Here is a 16,969-nt window from a genome sequence, read left to right as displayed (position 1 = left end):
CGTCACAGCCCGCCGGCCGCCTGCGCCACCGCGCGGAACAGCGCGCGGCCCTTGTTCATCGTCTCTTCCCATTCCTTGACCGGATCGGAGTCGTAGACGATGCCGGCGCCGGCCTGCACGTGCAGGTGGCCGTCCTGGATCACCGCGGTGCGGATGGCGATGGCCATGTCGGCGTCGCCGTTCCAGGCGATGTAGCCGATGCTGCCGGCATAGACGTTGCGGCGGATCGGCTCGAGCTCGCGGATCACTTCCAGCGCGCGGATCTTCGGCGCGCCGCTGACCGTGCCCGCGGGAAAGGTCGCGCGCAGCACATCGGCGTAGGACAGGCCGTCGCGCACGCGCCCGGTGACCTCGCTGACGATGTGCATGACGTGGCTGTAGCGCTCGACCACGAACTGCTCGCCCACCTCGACCGTGCCCGGCGCGGACACGTGGCCGACGTCGTTGCGGCCGAGGTCGACCAGCATCAGGTGTTCCGCGCGCTCCTTGGGGTCGGCCAGCAGCTCGGCTTCGAGCGCGGCGTCTTCGGCCGGCGTGGCGCCGCGCGGGCGCGTGCCGGCGATCGGGCGCACGGTGACTTCGCCGCCCTGCATGCGCACCAGGATCTCGGGCGAGCTGCCGACCACCTGGGTGCCGCCGACGTCGAGGAAGTACATGTACGGCGACGGATTGAGCGCGCGCAGCGCACGGTACACGTCGACCGGGCGCGCCTCGAACGGCACCGTCAGCCGCTGCGACAGCACCACCTGGAACACGTCGCCACCGGCGATGTACTCCTTCACCTTGGCCACCGCGTCGATGAAGCCTTCGCGGGTGAAGCCGGAGACGAAATCGCCTTCGGCCAGCGCCGCCGGCCGCAGGGTCTCGGGATAGCCGGTGCCGGCCTGGCGCAGCCGGTGCACCAGCGCGTCCAGCCGGCGCTGCGCGCGCGCCAGGGCCCGCGGCTCGCGCGGGTCGGCATGCACCACCAGGTACAGCCGGCCCTTGAGGTTGTCGAACACCGCCAGCTCGTCGCACTGCATCAGCAGGATGTCGGGCGTGCCGAGGTCGTCGCGCAGGCCGGCCTCCGCGGCCAGGCGTGGCTCGATGTAGCCGATGCACTCGAAGCCGAACCAGCCGACCAGGCCGCCGCTGAACCCGGGCAGGCCCTCGACGTCCGGCACCGACTGCTCCGCGCGCAGGCGCTCGACCTCGGCGAAGGGATCGTCGACGTCACGCTGCTCGACGATTTCGCCGTGCTCGCGCAGCGCGTAGCGGTGGCCGCGGAACTCGTGCACGCGGGTGGCCGGCAGGCCGATGATCGAGTAGCGGCCGAAGCGCTCGCCGCCCTCGACCGATTCGAACAGGCAGCTGTGCGGGCCGTCGGCCAGCTTCAGGTAGACCGAGAGCGGCGTGTCGAGATCGGACAGCACTTCGCGCACCACCGGGATGCGGGTGTGGCCGGCGTCGGCAAGGGTCTGGAACTGGTCGGGCGTCATCATCCGGCAAGCTTCGCAGATCCATCGCCATCGAGCAGCGCGCAGCCCGCCGGCAGGTGCATGCGCAGCCGTTGCGCGGCCACCTCGATGCGGAAGCGGGCGGACTCCACCGGCTCGCCATCCAGGTTGAGCACGATCGGTTCGCGCGCCTCGATCTCGACCCACGGCAGGCGCGCGCGCACCGCCACGCGCTCGAGCGCGGCATGCCGGCCTTCGGCGATCAGGGTGCCCATCGTCGCCGCGACCTCGCCTTCGAGCGTCGGCACGATGGTCAGGTCGAGCAGGCCGTCGTCGATCAGCGCATCCGGGCACAGCGCCTGTCCGCCGCCGGCCTGGCGCCCGTTGCCGATGCCCAGCGCGATGAACTCGCCCTCCCACGCGAATCCCGGGCCACGCAGCCGCGCGGCGACCGGCTCGATCCGGCCCAGCTGCGCGAGTCCCGTCACCAGGTAGGCGAGGCCGCCAAGCAGCTTCTTCAGGCCGTCGTCGGTCTCCTGCGTGACCTGGGTCCCGAACCCGCCGCTGGCGAGGTTGGCGGCCCAGTGCGATGTCCCGGCGACGTCCAGGCGCAGCAGGTCGATCGGCCGGGCCGGCTGCGACAGCACCAGCTCCAGCGCGGCCAGCGCATCGGGCGGCAGTCCCGCGGCCGAGGCGAAGTCGTTCGCCGTACCCAGCGGCACCAGGCCCAGCGCCGGCAGCGCCCAGGCATCGGCGTCGCGACCGGCCAGCGCCGCCGCGACCTCGCTCAGCGTGCCGTCGCCGCCGGCGGCGACGATGGCCTGCACGCCGCTGGCGATCGCGTCGTCGACCTCGCGCGCGGCGTCACCCTCTTCCCAGGTCACCCGCACGTCCAGCACCACGCCGCGATCGCGCATCGCGTGCACCGCGTCGCGCAGTGCGTCGTCGCCGGCCGATTTGCCGTTGAGCACCAGCCGCCAGCGCGGCGGCGCGCTCACACGCCCCCGGCCGCGCAGGCGCGCGCGGCTTCGGCGCGCATGGCCTCGATCACCGCGGCGTAGTCGGGCTTGCCGAAGATCGCCGAGCCGGCGACGAAGGTGTCGGCACCGGCGGCGGCGATCGCGCCGATGTTGTCGGGCTTCACCCCGCCGTCGATCTCCAGGCGCACCGCGCGCCCGCTGGCGTCGATGCGCTCGCGCACCTTGCGCAGCTTGTCCAGCGCCGAGGGAATGAAGGCCTGGCCGCCGAAGCCGGGATTGACCGACATCAGCAGCACCAGGTCGAGTTCGTCCAGCACGTAGTCGAGGACGTCGACCGGCGTCGCCGGGTTCAGCACCAGGCCCGGCTGGCAGCCGGCGGCGCGGATCAGCTGGATGGTGCGGTGCACGTGCGAACTGGCTTCGGGATGGAAGCTGATCAGGGTGGCGCCGGCCTCGGCGAAATCGCCGACGATGCGGTCCACCGGCGAGACCATCAGGTGCACGTCGATCGGCGCGGTCACGCCGTGCTTGCGCAGCGCCGAGCACACCAGCGGGCCGATGGTGAGGTTGGGCACGTAATGGTTGTCCATCACGTCGAAGTGCACCCAGTCGGCGCCGGCCGCGAGCACGTTGTCGACCTCCTCGCCGAGGCGCGCGAAGTCCGCCGAGAGGATGGAGGGGGCGATGACGGTGGGCTGCATGGTGGGCTCGCGTTGGACACGGGGGAGTTGGGCGCCGCGCCGCCGGCTGCGGCGGGCGTCAGGGGCGGGACAGGCGTTGGCCTAGCGGCGGCCGCGGGCCTTGCGGATGCGGTCGTAGGCGCGGTTGATCTCGGCGGCGCGCTTCTGCGCCTGGTCGAGCAGCTCGGGCGCCGCGCCCGCCATGCGGTCGGGATGGTACTGCGCCATCAGCCGCCGGTAGGCGAGGTCGAGCTCGGTGTCGCTGGCGTCGCGCTCCAGCCCCAGCACCGTGTACGCGTCGTTGCCGGCGACCCGGAACCAGTCGCTGTCGAAGGCGTGCCCGATGAGCAGCCCGATCAGGCCGCCCGCCGGGTGGCGCATCAGCAGCCAGCCGGCGATGAACCCCAGGACCTTTCCATACCATCGCTTCATGCGCGCGATTCTACCGTGGCCGCCCGCACGCCTGGCCGTGCATCGCTACAATGCCCCCCCGACGGCTCCAAGACGACCCATGGCAACGACCCTGCTCGAAGCCCACCTGCCCGGGCTCGAACTGCTCCACCGCGGCAAGGTCCGCGATGTGTACGCGCTCCCGTCCGGTTCCGGTCCCGAGGCGTTCGGCCCACTGCTGCTGATGGTCGCGACCGACCGCCTCAGCGCCTTCGACGTCGTGCTGCCCGACGCCATCCCCGGCAAGGGCGAGATGCTCTGCCAGGTGTCGAACTTCTGGTTCGACCGCACCGAGCACCTGGTGCGCAACCACCTCACCGGCATCGAGGTGGCATCGGTGCTGCCCGACGGCGTGGATCCGGAGCCCTACCGCCTGCGCGCCGTGGTCACCCGGCGCCTGAAGCCGGTGCCGGTCGAGGCGATCGCCCGCGGCTACCTCATCGGCAGCGGCTGGAAGGATTACCAGCGCACCGGGCGCGTGAGCGGCATCCCGCTGCCCGACGGCCTGCGCCAGGCGGAGAAGCTGCCCCAGCCGATCTTCACCCCGTCGACCAAGGCCGCCGTCGGCGACCACGACGAGAACATCGACTTCGACACCATGGTGCGGACCATCGGCGCCGAGCTGGCCGAGCAGGTCCGCGACGCGACGCTGCGGCTGTACGCCTTCGCGGCGGAGTTCGCGGCCGCGCGCGGGATCATCCTTGCCGACACCAAGTTCGAGTTCGGCACCGATGCCGACGGCCGCCTGTACGTGATGGACGAGATGCTGACCCCGGACTCCTCGCGCTACTGGCCGGCGGATGCCTACGAGGTCGGCACCAGCCCGCCGAGCTACGACAAGCAGTTCGTGCGCGACTGGCTGGAGACCCAGGACTGGGACAAGACCGCGCCCGGTCCGCGCCTGCCGCCCGAGGTCATCGAGCGCACGCGCGCGAAATACGCCGAGGCCCTGCAGCGCCTGGCCGGGATCGGCGCCGGCGAGGCTAGTCCGGCGGCGTGATCCCCGTGGCGGGCGCGAGGCCCGCCGCCGCGAACGCAGCGCGGATCGACACGCGTGCGGCGTCGAGGCCCTCGCTGTCCACCGGCACCAGTCGCGCGCGCCGGTCGAGCGTGCGCTCCAGCCCCAGGGCCACCAGCCGCGCGTGGGCCGCGCACAGCGCGTCGGCGCAGGCTGCATCCAGCCGCCCGATGTCCCGGCACGCCTCCAGCAGCGCCGGCGTGGCCCGCGGCTGCAGCAGCCCCGGCTGCGCGGCCGCGCCACCCAGCACCAGGGCCTGCAGCAGGAATTCCAGGTCGACCAGGCCGCCCTCGCCCTGCTTGAGGTCGAACATCGCGGCGTCCCCGCGGTCCAGGCTCGCGCGCATCCGCGCACGCATGCCCGAGACGTCGGCCGCCAGCGTCGCCACATCGCGCGGGCGCGCCAGCGCCGCCGCGCGCACCGCCTCGAACGCGGCACCCAGGCCGGCGTCGCCGGCCACGCAGCGCGCGCGCACCAGCGCCTGGTGCTCCCAGGTCCAGGCGCGCTCGCGCTGGTACTCGCCGTAGGCCGCGAGCGACGACACCAGCAATCCGCTGCCGCCATCAGGGCGCAGGCGCACGTCGACCTCGTACAGCCGTCCGGCACCGGTGGTCGTGCCGAGCAGCAGCACGATCTTCTGCGCCAGGCGCGCGAACCAGCGCTGCGCCTCCAGCGGCCGCGGCCCGTCGGACTGCGCGTCGCCCGGCGCGTCGTACAGGAACACCAGGTCGAGGTCGGAGCCGATGCCCAGCTCCTCGCCGCCCAGGCTGCCGTAGCCGATCACCGCGAACGGCGCATCGGGCACCAGGCCGTGCGCGGCCTGCATCTCGCGCCGCGCCAGCTCGACCACCGCGGCGACCACGCCGTCGGCCAGCCAGGCCAGCTGGCGCGCACTGTCGACCGCGGCGAGGCGGCCGTCGAGCGTGGCCAGCGCGACGCGGAAGCTCAGCGCCTGGCGGGTCTCGTTGAGCGCGAACAGCGCGCCCTCGATGTCGTCGCGCTGCAGCGCCGCGGCGCAGGCCGCCTCGATCTGCCCGCGCCCGGGCATCGGGCCCTCCACGCGCAGGTCGAGCAGTTCGTCGAGCAGCAGCGGATGCGCCGCGACACGCTCGGCGAGGAAGGCGCTGCGGGTGACCAGGTCGGTCAGGCGCGACAGGGCCGCCGGCTGCTCGTCGAGCAGGGCCAGGTAGCTCGCCCGCCGCAGGATGTTGTGCAGGAGCGCCAGCAGCCGGCGCATCGCCTGCAGCGGACGGTCGGCCGGCGCGCTGGCCTGCAGCATCACCGGCATGACCCGGTCGAGCCGCGCACGGGCCGCGTCCGACAGGTCGCGCACGCTGGGCGAGCGGGCGAAATCGCGCAGCGCGGCGTCCACCTCGCCCGGGTCGCCGAAGCCGGCCGCGGCCAGCACGCCGGCGTCGCCGCCCTCGGGCAGCGCGCGCCAGTAGCTGGCGACGTCGCTGCTCACGCCGGCATGGGCGTCGTCACGCTGCGCCAGCAGGGCCCCGAACTCCGCGGCCACCCGCGCGCGCACCGGCGCCAGGCTGGCGAGGAACGCACCCCAGTCGCCATGGCCCAGGCCGCGGGCGATGCGCAGGCGGTCGAGCGGCGCGTCGGGCAGGACATGGGTCTGCGCATCACGCAGCATCTGCAGGCGGTTCTCGACCCGGCGCAGGAACAGGTAGGACGCGGCCAGCTCGCCGGCGGCACCGGCCTCGACCTGCCGCGCGACGCGCAGCGCCTCGAGCATCGGCAGCAGCCGGCGGCCGCGCAGCGCGGGCTCGCGTCCGCCGCGGACCAGCTGCAGGGCCTGCACCAGGAACTCGATCTCGCGGATGCCGCCGGCCCCGCGCTTGATGTCGTCGGCCAGCTCCTGGCGCGCGACCTCGGCGGCGATCGCCGCCTTCATATCGCGCAGGCCGGCCAGCGCCCCGTAGTCCAGGTAGCGGCGGTAGACGAACGGCCGCAGCGAGGCGAGGAAGCGCTCGCCGGCCTCGAGGTCGCCGGCCACCGGGCGCGCCTTCTGCCAGGCGTACCGCTCCCAGTCCCGGCCCTCGCGCTGGAAGTACTGCTCCATCGCCGCGAAGCTCAGCGCCACCCGGCCGGCGTTGCCGAAGGGTCGCAGGCGCAGGTCGACCCGGTGGCAGAAGCCGTCGACCGTGGGCTCGTCGAGCAGCTTGGCCAGCGCCCGGCCCAGGCGCGCGAAGTACTCCTCGGCGGCCAGCGGCCGCGGCCCGTCGCTGTCGCCGGCGGCCTCGTAGGCGTAGACCAGGTCGATGTCGGAGCTGAAGTTGAGCTCCCCGCCGCCCAGCTTGCCGAGCGCGAACACCACCAGGCGGACGGGCGCGCCGCTGGCGTCGCGGACGTGACCGTGGCGCACGGCGAACCCGCCCTCCAGCGCCGCCAGCGCCAGCTGCAGGCAGTCCTCCGCCAGCCGGGTGCTGCCGGCCAGGGTGGCGCCGACCTCGTCCAGGCCCTCGACGTCCCGCCAGACCATGCGTGCCGAGCAGGCGGTGCGCCAGCGGCGCAGCTGCCCCGGCCAGTCGTCCGGCGCCGCCGGATCGAGCTGCGGCGGGGCCGGCATCGCCGACGGGTCGTCGACCAGGGCCTCCAGCGCCGCCGGCTGGCGGGCGAAGACCTCCAGCGCGAAATCGCTGGCCTCGGCGACCCGGCGCAGCGCGTCTCCGGCCCGCGCGACCGCGTCGGCGGGCAGGCGCTCCAGCAGGCGGGACACGTGGGCGTCGAGGTCACTCGACAGCGCGGCGGCGTCGGCAGGATCCGGGGTCGGGCTCATGCGCCGATTGTGGCAGGCAAAAAAAAGCCCGGAGCGGCGGACCGCTCCGGGCTTTGCTCCCTCCCCCACGTCGGGTGCGGATCGATCGTGAAGGAAGCGTTATGCAACTTGCACGCTGCAGCGCAAAACGAGACTGGCCGGTACAGCATTCGTCAAGTGCCGACGGGCAGCCTGCGCCCGAAGTCGCGCGCGATCTCGCGGGCCGCGTTGCGCCCCGGCAATCCGGTCACGCCGCCACCGGGATGGGTGCCCGAGCCGCACAGGTAGAGGCCCGGGAGCGCGCCGCGATAGTTGCCCTGGCCCAGCACCGGGCGCGCCGAGAACAGCTGGTCCAGCCCCAGGGCGCCATGGAAGATGTCGCCCCCGACCAGGCCGAAACGCCGCTCCAGGTCGAGCGGCGACAGCGCCTCGTAGCCGAGCACGCTGGCGCGGAAGTTGGGCGCGACCGCGTCGACGGTGTCGATCATCAGCCGCGCCACGGTGTCCCGGTGCGCGTCCCAGCCGCCGTCGACGTCCGGGTGCACGTGCTGGCAGAACAGGCTGGCAACGTGCTGGCCGGGCGGCGCCAGGGTGTCGTCGAGCGTCGAGGAAATGACCAGTTCGACGATCGGCGCGCGCGCCCAGCCGGCGTTGTGCTCCTTGGACTTCGCATCGAAATAGGCCTGCTCGAAATAGCGCAGCGAGTGCCCGACCAGGATCCCGCTCTGGTGGTGCGGCTGCAGCGCCGTGCCCGGCGCCGCGGTGAAGTCGGGGAGCTCGGACAGCGCCACGTTCATGCGGAAGGTGCCGGAGCCGCAGCGGTAGCGCGCGAAGCGCTGCGCGGTGTCCTCGTCGAGGTGCTCGCGCGGGACCAGCGCGGTGTAGAGCAGCTTCGGGTTGATGTTGCCCGCCACCGCCTTCGCGCGCAGCGCGCGGCCGTCGGCCAGCGCCACGCCCACGGCGCGGCCGCCTTCCACCAGCACCTGCGCGACCTCGGCGCCGGTCTCGACCACCACCCCGCGGGCCGCGCACTCGGCGGCCATGGCCTGGGTGATCGCACCCATGCCGCCGATGGCGTGGCCCCAGGCGCCGGGCTTGCCGTTGACCTCGCCGAACACGTGGTGCAGCAGGACATAGGCCGAGCCCGGGGTGTACGGGCTGGCGAAGTTGCCGACCACCGAATCCCAGCCCAGGGCGGCCTTCAGTGGCCCGGATTCGAACCAGTGGTCGAGCAGGTCGCCCGCGGACCTGGTGAACAGGTCCAGCAGGTCGCGCCGCCCGCGCATGTCGAGCCGCCCGAGCCGCCGCGCGACGGTGGCCGAGGCCAGCCAGTCGGCCAGCACGAAGCCGTCGGACACGTTGGGTGGCGTCAGCAGGGTCAGCTCGCGCAGCACGGCGACCACGCGCTCCAGCATCGCGTAGTACTGGGGCAGGCGCTCGGCGTCGCGGGCCGACCAGCGCGCGACCTCGGCCAGGCCATGGTCGCCGCCGAGCCGGAAGGCGCGTCCGTCGGGCAGCGGCAGGAAGTTCGAGTACGGCCGCTCGACCACGCGCAGGCCATGTCCGGCCAGGCGCAGGTCGGCGATCACGCACGGGTTGAGCAGGCTCACCGTGTAGCTGGCGACCGAATTGCGGAAGCCGGGATGGAATTCCTCGGTCACCGCCGCGCCGCCCACGATGCCGCGGCGCTCCAGCACCCGCACCTTCAGTCCGGCGCCGGCCAGGTAGGCGGCGCAGACCAGGCCGTTGTGGCCGCCGCCGATGATGATGACGTCGTCGGTGGTGCCCACGGCTGGAGTCAGTCCCCGCGCCGGTCGACGTCGCCGCGGTGTCCCGGCTCCGCGCCTGCGGCGAGCAGCGCCTCCACCGCGTCGGCCAGGCGCGCGGCGGCGTCGGGTCGCCCCAGCCGCGAGGCGGCCGCCGCGGCCTCGGCGAGCTGCGAGGGATCCGCGAACAGCTGGCGAAGGCGCTGCGCCAGCGCCTCGGCAGTGAAGCCGTCGCCGTCCTCGCGCATGCACCAGCCGGCGCCGAGGCGTTCGAGCGCCTGGGCATTGCCCAGTTGCTCGGCGCGCGACCCGCCCTGGGGGATCGGCACCAGGATCGCCGGGCGCCCGACCACCAGCAGGTCGGCGATGGTGGTCGCACCCGCGCGGGTGATGATCAGGTGGGAGTCGCGCAGGCGCGCGGCCATGTCGTCGAAAAAGGGCTCCAGCTCGGCTTCGATCCCGGCGTCGCGCAGCAGGGTGGCGACCGCCGCGGCATCGTCGCCGCGGTACTGCAGCGACAGGCGCAGGCGCGCGCGCAGGCCTTCGGGCAGCAGCGCCAGCGCCGGCGGCAGCACCCGCCCGAACACCGCAGCGCCCTGGCTTCCGCCGACCACCAGCAGGCGCAGCGGCGCCCCGCCGGTCTGCGAGGGATAGGGCGCCCGCGCCGCGGCCAGGATGCCGGCGCGCACCGGGTTGCCGGTTTCGACCAGCGTGGCGCGCGCGCCGTCGTCGACCCCTTCCAGCCCGCCGAAGGACGTGGCCACCCGGTCGGCGAAGCGCAGCAGCTGGCGGTTGGCGAGGCTCAGGCGCGAGCCCTGCTCATGCAGCAGCAGCGGAAGCCCCAGGCTGCGCCCGGCCAGCGCCGGGGCGAAACTGGGATAGCCGCCGAAGCCCGCCACCAGGCCGACCCCGCGACGCTTCATGTCCACCCGCGCCAACAGCGTGGCGCGTGCGATCACCGCGGCCGCGGCCAGCTTGCCGCCGAGGCCGCCGGCCAGGCTGCGCGCCGGCAGCACCACGTGCGGCAGGCCCTCTAGCGCCTGGGTGAAACGCGCGCCGCGGGCCTCCGTGTAGAGCACGACCTCGCGCCCGCGCGCCTGCAGCTCGCGCGCCAGGGCCTCGGCCGGGAACAGGTGCCCGCCGGTGCCGCCGGCGGCCAGTGCGATCGTGGCGCGCCCCGCGCGCCCTGCCCCTTCGCGCATGACTCAGTGCGCCGCGACCGCGGGCTTGCCGCGCACGCGGTTCACCAGCGTGACCGCGCCGGCGACCAGCGCGCCGACCACGATGCCCACGACCAGGCTGATGCCGGTATCCGCGACGAAGGCGGGCACGCCCCGGCCCTCCAGCACCTCGAGCACGTGGTGCAGGGCGTCGATGTTGTGCACGAAGATGCCGCCGCCCACCAGGAACATGGCGATGGTGCCGACGACGCCGAGCGTCTTCATCAGCCACGGCGCCACGTAGACCAGGCCACGCCCCAGCGGCGCCAGCGCGCCCTCGCGCTTGTCCAGCCACAGGCCGACGTCGTCCATCTTCACGATCGCGGCCACCAGGCCGTAGATCAGCAGGGTGACGCCGAGCGCGATCACCGACAGCGAGACCGTGCGCGTCAGCAGGGGCTCGTCGGCCACCACCGCCAGCGACAGCACGATGATCTCGGCCGAGAGGATGAAGTCGGTGCGCACCGCGCCGCGGATCTTCTTCTTCTCCAGCTCGCGCGGGGTCTCGCCAGAGGCCAGCACCGCCTGCGCGCGCGCCTCCGGGTCGGGCTTCTCGTGGCGGTGGAAGAGCTTCTCCACCACCTTCTCGAAGCCCTCGTAGCAGAGGTAGGCGCCGCCCACCATCATCAGCGGCACCACCAGCACCGGCACCAGCCAGCTGATCAGCAGCGCCGCCGGCACCATGATCAGCTTGTTGACCAGCGATCCCTTGAACACGCCCCAGACCACCGGCAGCTCGCGATTGGCCTTCACGCCAGCGACCTGCTGCGCGTTGAGCGCCAGGTCGTCGCCGATCACGCCCGCGGTCTTCTTGGCGGCCACCTTGGTCAGGACCGAGACGTCGTCGAGCAGGGTCGCGATGTCGTCGAGGAGGGTGAGCAGTGAGGCGCCGGCCATGGGGTTCGTCGTTTCGGTCAGGAGCCGCGGATTGTCGCATCGCCTCCGGGATCGGGCGATACGCCCCCGTCACGGACTTTCGCCCCCTTCCATGGGCGGGGTCGGGGTGTGCGGTGCCCGCCGCGGATGCAGGGGGGGATGCCTTGCTATGCAGCGCCCGCCGCGGATGCAGGGGGGATGACCAGCCGGAATCTTCGCTGTCCTGCTCCCAGTTCCGGCCGCCGGCCATCCATGGCCGGCTCTGGTCATCCCCCCTGCATCCACGGCGGGTCCGACTTCTTTCGCAATCCTGTGGCGGGACAAAGCCGAACGGCGCGGCAGGCCGTCGCGTCCTCGTCAATGTGAGTCCGGCGCGCCCCTGTTGATCAGAATTTTCCCGGCGCAGCGACTTTGCTCTGCAGTCCGAAGCGATAAAGGCCGGAGCCCGTCCCGCGTACAGGGGGTGTGCGGAGAGCCGGCCATGGATGGCCGGCGCCCGGCCGCTGGCAGCAGGACGCGGAGACGGCCGGCGCAGCACACCCCCTGTGCGCGGGACGGGCCGCGTGGACCACCACGCAGTCCCGTTCTGCAGCCGAAAAAAAAGGACCCCGCCGAAGCGGGGTCCTCCATGATGCAGTGACGCAGTCGCGCTGGATCAGAAATCCATGCCGCCCATGCCGCCCATGCCACCGCCGCCGCCCATCGCGGGCTCTTCCTTCTTCGGCAGCTCGGCCACCATCGCTTCGGTCGTGATCATCAGGCCGGCGATCGAGGCCGCATTCTGCAGCGCGGTGCGGGTGACCTTGGTCGGGTCCAGGATGCCGAACTCGACCATGTCGCCGAACTCGCCGTTGGCGGCGTTGTAGCCGAAGTTGCCGGTGCCGTCCTTGACCTTGTTGACGATGACCGACGGCTCTTCACCGGCGTTGGCGACGATCTCGCGCAGCGGCGATTCCATCGCGCGGAGCGCGATCTCGATGCCATGGTTCTGGTCTTCGTTGGCACCCTTCAGGCCTTCGATGGCGGTCTTGGCGCGCAGCAGCGCAACGCCGCCGCCCGGGACCACACCTTCTTCGACGGCCGCACGCGTGGCGTGCAGGGCGTCTTCGACGCGGGCCTTCTTTTCCTTCATCTCGATCTCGGTCGAGGCACCGACCTTGATCACCGCAACGCCGCCGGCCAGCTTGGCCACGCGCTCCTGCAGCTTCTCGCGGTCGTAGTCGGAGGAGGTCTCCTCGATCTGCGCCTTGATCTGCTTGATGCGGCCTTCGATGCCCGTCGACTCGCCGGCGCCATCAATGATCGTGGTGTTCTCCTTCGAGACCTGCACCTTCTTCGCGCGGCCGAGGTCCTTGATCGTCGCCTTCTCGAGCGTCAGGCCCACTTCCTCGGAGATCACGGTGCCACCGGTCAGGATGGCCATGTCTTCCAGCATCGCCTTGCGACGGTCGCCGAAGCCCGGGGCCTTGACGGCCACGACCTTGACGATGCCACGGATGGTGTTCACCACCAGCGTCGCCAGGGCTTCGCCCTCGACTTCCTCGGCCACGATCAGCAGCGGCTTGCCGGACTTGGCCACGCCTTCCAGCACGGGCAGCAGGTCGCGGACGTTCGAGATCTTCTTGTCGTGCAGCAGGATGAAGGGATCATCCAGCTCGGCCGACATCGACTGCTGGTTGTTGATGAAGTACGGCGAGAGGTAGCCGCGGTCGAACTGCATGCCCTCGACCACGTCGAGTTCGTTCTCGAGGCCCGAGCCTTCCTCGACCGTGATCACGCCTTCCTTGCCGACCTTGTCCATCGCCTGGGCGATCAGGTCGCCGATGTTGGCGTCGGAGTTGGCGGAGATGGTGCCGACCTGGGCGATTTCCTTCGAGGTCGACGACGGCTTCGAGATGTTCTTCAGCTCGGCGACGGCGGCGATCACGGCCTGGTCGATGCCGCGCTTGAGGTCCATCGGGTTCATGCCGGCGGCGACCGCCTTCATGCCCTCGCGGATGAAGGCCTGGGCCAGCACGGTCGCGGTGGTGGTGCCGTCACCGGCGTTGTCGGAGGTGCGCGAGGCGACTTCCTTCACCATCTGCGCGCCCATGTTCTCGAACTTGTCGGCCAGCTCGATCTCCTTGGCGACGGACACGCCGTCCTTGGTGATCGTGGGCGAGCCGAAGCTCTTGTCGAGCACGACGTTGCGGCCCTTGGGGCCAAGCGTCGCCTTGACGGCGTTGGCGAGCACGTTGACGCCACGCACCATCTTGGCGCGCGCGTCTTCGCCGAAGCGGATTTCCTTCGCGGACATGTGTATTACCTCGGATTTGGATCAGGAGAGGGTTGGGTCAGAGCCCGGGCCAGAGCCCGGGAATTGCGAGGCGCTGCAGCGCGCTCAGCCGACGATGGCGAGGATGTCGTCCTCGCGCACGATCTTGTATTCGGTGCCTTCGTGCTTGTACGCCGAGCCCGAGTACTGGCCATAGATGACCTTGTCGCCGACCTTGACCTTCGGCGCGCGCAGGCTGCCGCTGTCCAGGGCCTTGCCCTCGCCCACGGCGACGACTTCGCCCCGGGTCGGCTTTTCCTTGGCGTTGTCCGGGATCAGGATGCCGCCGGCGGAAACTTCATCGGCTTCGATCGGCTTGACGACCACGCGGTCGTAGAGCGGCTTCAGGTTCATGCAATCCTCACAAGTGATTGGTTTGTAACGACTAAGGGGCAAATCGGTCGCATATTCTGGCAGTCGGGGATGCCGAGTGCCAGAGGACGCGCCGCGAAAAACCCGGCGGACCGGGATGTCCGAGAGATGGGGGGCCGCGGCGGGAGTTCAAGGGGTGCCGACGTCAGAAGCGCCAGGCACCCACCAGGGCGGTCTCGCCGTTGTTCGGGCTGTGCAGGCTGGCGTTGGAGATGTGCCGGACCGACAGCGAGAACCGGTCCCAGCGCCAGCCCACCGAGGTCACGAACTGGGGATCGCCCGACAGGGCGTCGGTCTCCCCTGACTGCGCCCCGATGGCCGCGCCCAGGGTCAGGCCGTTGTCGGTGCGCTCGTAGCGCAGGCCGACGTAGCCGACCCAGACGTCGTCCTCCAGGTCCCGGTCGGTGACCGGGCCACGCCCGTCGACGTAGATGAGTCCGGTCTGGGCCCGGAGCACGGCATTGTCGAGGTCGCGCAGCTTCGGCACCCAGGCGATCGAGGCCGTACGGGTGAACTCGCGGTCGGTGGTCGTCGAAGCCCCGGCGGCCAGTTCGATGTCGCTGCCGGCCGCGGCCAGCGGCGCCGCGGCCAGTGCCAACGCCACCACTCCGGAGCGCAGCGCGGAGCCGCAGGGAAGTTGCATGGGAAAGCCTTCGATGAATGGGGACGCAGCATCGAAAGCATACGGACGGCATGTCGCGCCGGCGTGCAGGCAAGCGGGAAAGTGTGTCGCCCGGCGCGACATTGTCATATCGCGGGGGTAAATTGCCCCGTCCAATTGGGGAGAGACACCGAATGCGTCCCGAGCGTTCCACTCTGTTCTGCGCGATCGCCCTTGCGGCCGCGGCCACCTTCCCGGCGCATGCCGAGGTCTTCATCAACGAGATCCACTACGACAACGCCGGCACCGACGTCGGCGAGGCGATCGAAGTGGTGGGCAGCGCCGGCGAGAACCTGGCCGGCTACCAGCTGGTCCTCTACAACGGCAGCAACGGCCAGTCCTATTCCACCAGCACGCTGCCCGCCGGCGTCGCGGCCACCTGCGGCGGCAACGTGCGCTTCGCCACGGTCAACTACCCCGTCGATGGCCTGCAGAACGGCTCGCCCGACGGCGTCGCCCTGGTCGACCCGCAGGGCAACGTGGTCCAGTTCCTGAGCTACGAAGGCACGATGACCGCCACGAACGGGCCGGCCGCGGGCATGGCCAGCGAGGACATCGGCGTCTCGGAACCCAACAACACGCCGGTCGGCACCTCGCTGCAGCTCGGCGGCACCGGCAACGTCCAGGCCGACTTCACCTGGGCGGGATCGGCCACCGCGACCTTCGGCACCTGCAACAACAGCCAGACCTTCGGCGAGGCCGGCAATGCCGCGCCGACCGTGGTCGACACCTTCCCGGCGCAGGGTTCGAGCGACTTCCCCTACGCCGCCGACATGACGGTCACCTTCAGCGAGCCGGTCATCGTCCAGCCGGGCGCGTTCCGCCTGAGCTGCGAAGGCGTGCCCCGCCGCCGCACCACGACGCTCGACCACGCCACCCAGGCGACCAGCTTCACCCTGACCCCCGTGCGTCCGCTGGTGCCGGGACAGGCCTGCTCGCTGCAGATCGACGCCAGCCGGATCGTGGACCTCGACGCGACCGCCCCGGAGTCCAGCACCACCGTGGCCTTCCGCGTGAAGCACGCCGACCGGGGCAGCGGCAACGGGGAGTATTACGGCCTGGTCAACGCATCGAGCCCCGACCAGCTGCGCTGCTCGCTGCACGAGACCATCCGCGGCCACGTCGCCTATCCCTACAGCGGCAGCGGCACCAACACCTGGACCATCCTCGAGATCGCCGACGAGGATCCCAACGACGCCGGCAGGATCCTCGACGTCTACCGCAACCGGACCTACGCCAAGGGCAGCGACCGGGCCGGCTCGGGCGGCAGCAACAAGTACAACCGCGAGCACACCTGGCCGAACTCGCTCGGCTTCCCCAGCAACAGCGTGGGCGGCCTGCCGAACGCGCCGTACACCGACACGCACATGCTTTACCTGAGCGACGAGGTCTACAACTCGAACCGCGGCAACATGCCGTTCGCCAACTGCGACGCCGGCTGCTCGGAACGCGCGACCGAGTCCTACAACGGCCGCGGCGGCGGCACCGGCGTCTACCCGGGCAACTCGAACTGGGTCGCGGGTGCGAACGGCAATGGCGGCTCGTTCGAGGTCTGGGGCGCACGCCGCGGCGACATGGCGCGCGCGGTGATGTACATGGCGATCCGCTACGAGGGCGGCCAGCACCCGACCACCGCCCAGCGCGAACCCGACCTCGAGCTCACCGACAACCGCAGCCTGATCGTCAGCACCAGCTCGCTGGAAGCGCCGGCCTACATGGGCCTGCTGTCGACCCTGGTCGAGTGGCACCTGGCCGACCCGCCGGATGCGGCGGAGCGCGCGCGCAACGAGGTCGTGTTCGCCTACCAGGGCAACCGCAACCCGTTCATCGACCACCCGGAGTGGGGCACGACGGCGCTGTTCACTTCGACCACGCCCGGCACCTGCGAACTGGCGACGCCGACGCCCACGCCGCCGCGCAACCCGCGCATCCGTGACCCGCGCGAGCGCGTGACGGCTCCGGCACCGGCGCTGGCACCGGCATCGGCACCGGCCCGCAGCAGCAGCGCGGCCAAGGCCAGGCTCCTGCGCTGAGTCGGGGTCAGGGCGATTGAAGAGGGGGCGCCGGGGAACCGGCGCCCTTTTCTTTTGGCTCTTCTCGCACGCGAGGCATACGCCGGGTGCAGCGTCGCGGCGCTTCGACGCATGGCCTGCTGCCGCTCATGTCCCCCGGTGCCGGCCCGGAGGGCCGTCACCTCCTCCTTGACTTCCCGTCAGCAGGCCACGCGCCAAAGCGGTGTGGCTTTGCCCGCGCTCCGCCCAACGGCAAGGGCGGGCGTTTGCTTCTCCAGACCGCGACAAGGGTCGGGCCTGCCGCGGATGCAGGGGGGATGACCAGAGCCGGCCATGGATGGCCGGCGGCCGGATGATGGGAGCAGGACGCGGAGACATCCGGCTGGGCATCCTCCCTGCATCCGCGGCAGGCAG

General features: G+C 71.7%; 13 protein-coding genes. 2 read left to right on the top strand and 11 right to left on the bottom strand.

Going from position 1 to position 16,969, the window contains the following annotated elements; all coding sequences use genetic code 11:
- Nucleotides 1-2: 2 nt before the first annotated feature.
- From trpE to JG616_RS04145, 4 genes are all read right to left on the bottom strand, one after another.
- Nucleotides 3-1,481 carry an anthranilate synthase component I gene (trpE, locus tag JG616_RS04160; protein ID WP_199360186.1) on the bottom strand — a complete coding sequence of 493 codons (1,479 nt, stop codon included), beginning with the start codon at nt 1,479-1,481 and terminating at the stop codon, nt 3-5.
- Complete coding sequence (gene yegS / locus JG616_RS04155; RefSeq protein ID WP_199391760.1) at nt 1,478-2,434, bottom strand: lipid kinase YegS; 957 nt, start codon at nt 2,432-2,434, stop codon at nt 1,478-1,480. The genes trpE and yegS overlap by 4 nt, the downstream gene beginning before the upstream one ends.
- Entirely contained in the window at nt 2,431-3,117 is a 687-nt protein-coding gene (gene rpe, locus JG616_RS04150) for a ribulose-phosphate 3-epimerase (RefSeq protein ID WP_199391759.1), read from the bottom strand. The genes yegS and rpe overlap by 4 nt, the downstream gene beginning before the upstream one ends.
- A gap of 81 nt (nt 3,118-3,198) precedes the next feature.
- On the bottom strand, nt 3,199-3,528 hold the full coding sequence (locus tag JG616_RS04145) for a DnaJ domain-containing protein (RefSeq protein ID WP_199360183.1): 330 nt from the start codon (nt 3,526-3,528) through the stop codon (nt 3,199-3,201).
- Between the two features lie 79 nt (nt 3,529-3,607).
- Between JG616_RS04145 and JG616_RS04140 the strand changes: the two genes are divergently transcribed.
- Nucleotides 3,608-4,546, top strand: coding sequence for a phosphoribosylaminoimidazolesuccinocarboxamide synthase (locus JG616_RS04140; RefSeq protein ID WP_199391758.1), 939 nt, complete (start codon nt 3,608-3,610; stop codon nt 4,544-4,546).
- Here JG616_RS04140 and glnE read toward each other — a convergent pair.
- The 7 genes from glnE to JG616_RS04105 form a co-directional block, all read right to left on the bottom strand.
- Complete coding sequence (gene glnE, locus JG616_RS04135; protein ID WP_199391757.1) at nt 4,530-7,355, bottom strand: bifunctional [glutamate--ammonia ligase]-adenylyl-L-tyrosine phosphorylase/[glutamate--ammonia-ligase] adenylyltransferase; 2,826 nt, start codon at nt 7,353-7,355, stop codon at nt 4,530-4,532. The two genes, JG616_RS04140 and glnE, sit on opposite strands and share 17 nt — an antisense overlap.
- A gap of 152 nt (nt 7,356-7,507) precedes the next feature.
- The gene (locus JG616_RS04130) at nt 7,508-9,124 is read right to left on the bottom strand and encodes an NAD(P)/FAD-dependent oxidoreductase (RefSeq protein ID WP_199391756.1); all 1,617 of its coding nucleotides are present in this window, start codon (nt 9,122-9,124) and stop codon (nt 7,508-7,510) included.
- A gap of 8 nt (nt 9,125-9,132) precedes the next feature.
- Complete coding sequence (locus JG616_RS04125; protein ID WP_199391755.1) at nt 9,133-10,302, bottom strand: UDP-N-acetylglucosamine--N-acetylmuramyl-(pentapeptide) pyrophosphoryl-undecaprenol N-acetylglucosamine transferase; 1,170 nt, start codon at nt 10,300-10,302, stop codon at nt 9,133-9,135.
- A 3-nt stretch (nt 10,303-10,305) separates the two neighbouring features.
- Nucleotides 10,306-11,217, bottom strand: coding sequence for a DUF808 domain-containing protein (locus tag JG616_RS04120; protein ID WP_199391754.1), 912 nt, complete (start codon nt 11,215-11,217; stop codon nt 10,306-10,308).
- A 634-nt stretch (nt 11,218-11,851) separates the two neighbouring features.
- Nucleotides 11,852-13,492: a chaperonin GroEL gene (gene groL, locus JG616_RS04115; RefSeq protein WP_199360177.1), complete on the bottom strand. Its 1,641-nt coding sequence runs from the start codon at nt 13,490-13,492 to the stop codon at nt 11,852-11,854.
- Nucleotides 13,493-13,576: 84 nt separating this feature from the next.
- Complete coding sequence (locus JG616_RS04110; RefSeq protein WP_199391753.1) at nt 13,577-13,864, bottom strand: co-chaperone GroES; 288 nt, start codon at nt 13,862-13,864, stop codon at nt 13,577-13,579.
- Between the two features lie 163 nt (nt 13,865-14,027).
- Nucleotides 14,028-14,525: an acyloxyacyl hydrolase gene (locus JG616_RS04105; RefSeq protein ID WP_199391752.1), complete on the bottom strand. Its 498-nt coding sequence runs from the start codon at nt 14,523-14,525 to the stop codon at nt 14,028-14,030.
- A 152-nt stretch (nt 14,526-14,677) separates the two neighbouring features.
- On the opposite strand from JG616_RS04105, the gene JG616_RS04100 reads away from it, so the two are divergent.
- On the top strand, nt 14,678-16,576 hold the full coding sequence (locus tag JG616_RS04100; RefSeq protein ID WP_199391751.1) for an endonuclease: 1,899 nt from the start codon (nt 14,678-14,680) through the stop codon (nt 16,574-16,576).
- Nucleotides 16,577-16,969 lie beyond the last annotated feature (393 nt).

Origin of the sequence: Luteimonas sp. MC1895, assembly GCF_016457215.1 — a bacterium.
In the GTDB taxonomy this organism is placed as follows: domain Bacteria; phylum Pseudomonadota; class Gammaproteobacteria; order Xanthomonadales; family Xanthomonadaceae; genus Luteimonas.
The sequence above is the reverse complement of the archived record's forward strand: the minus strand, read 5'-3'. Positions and strand labels throughout refer to the sequence as shown.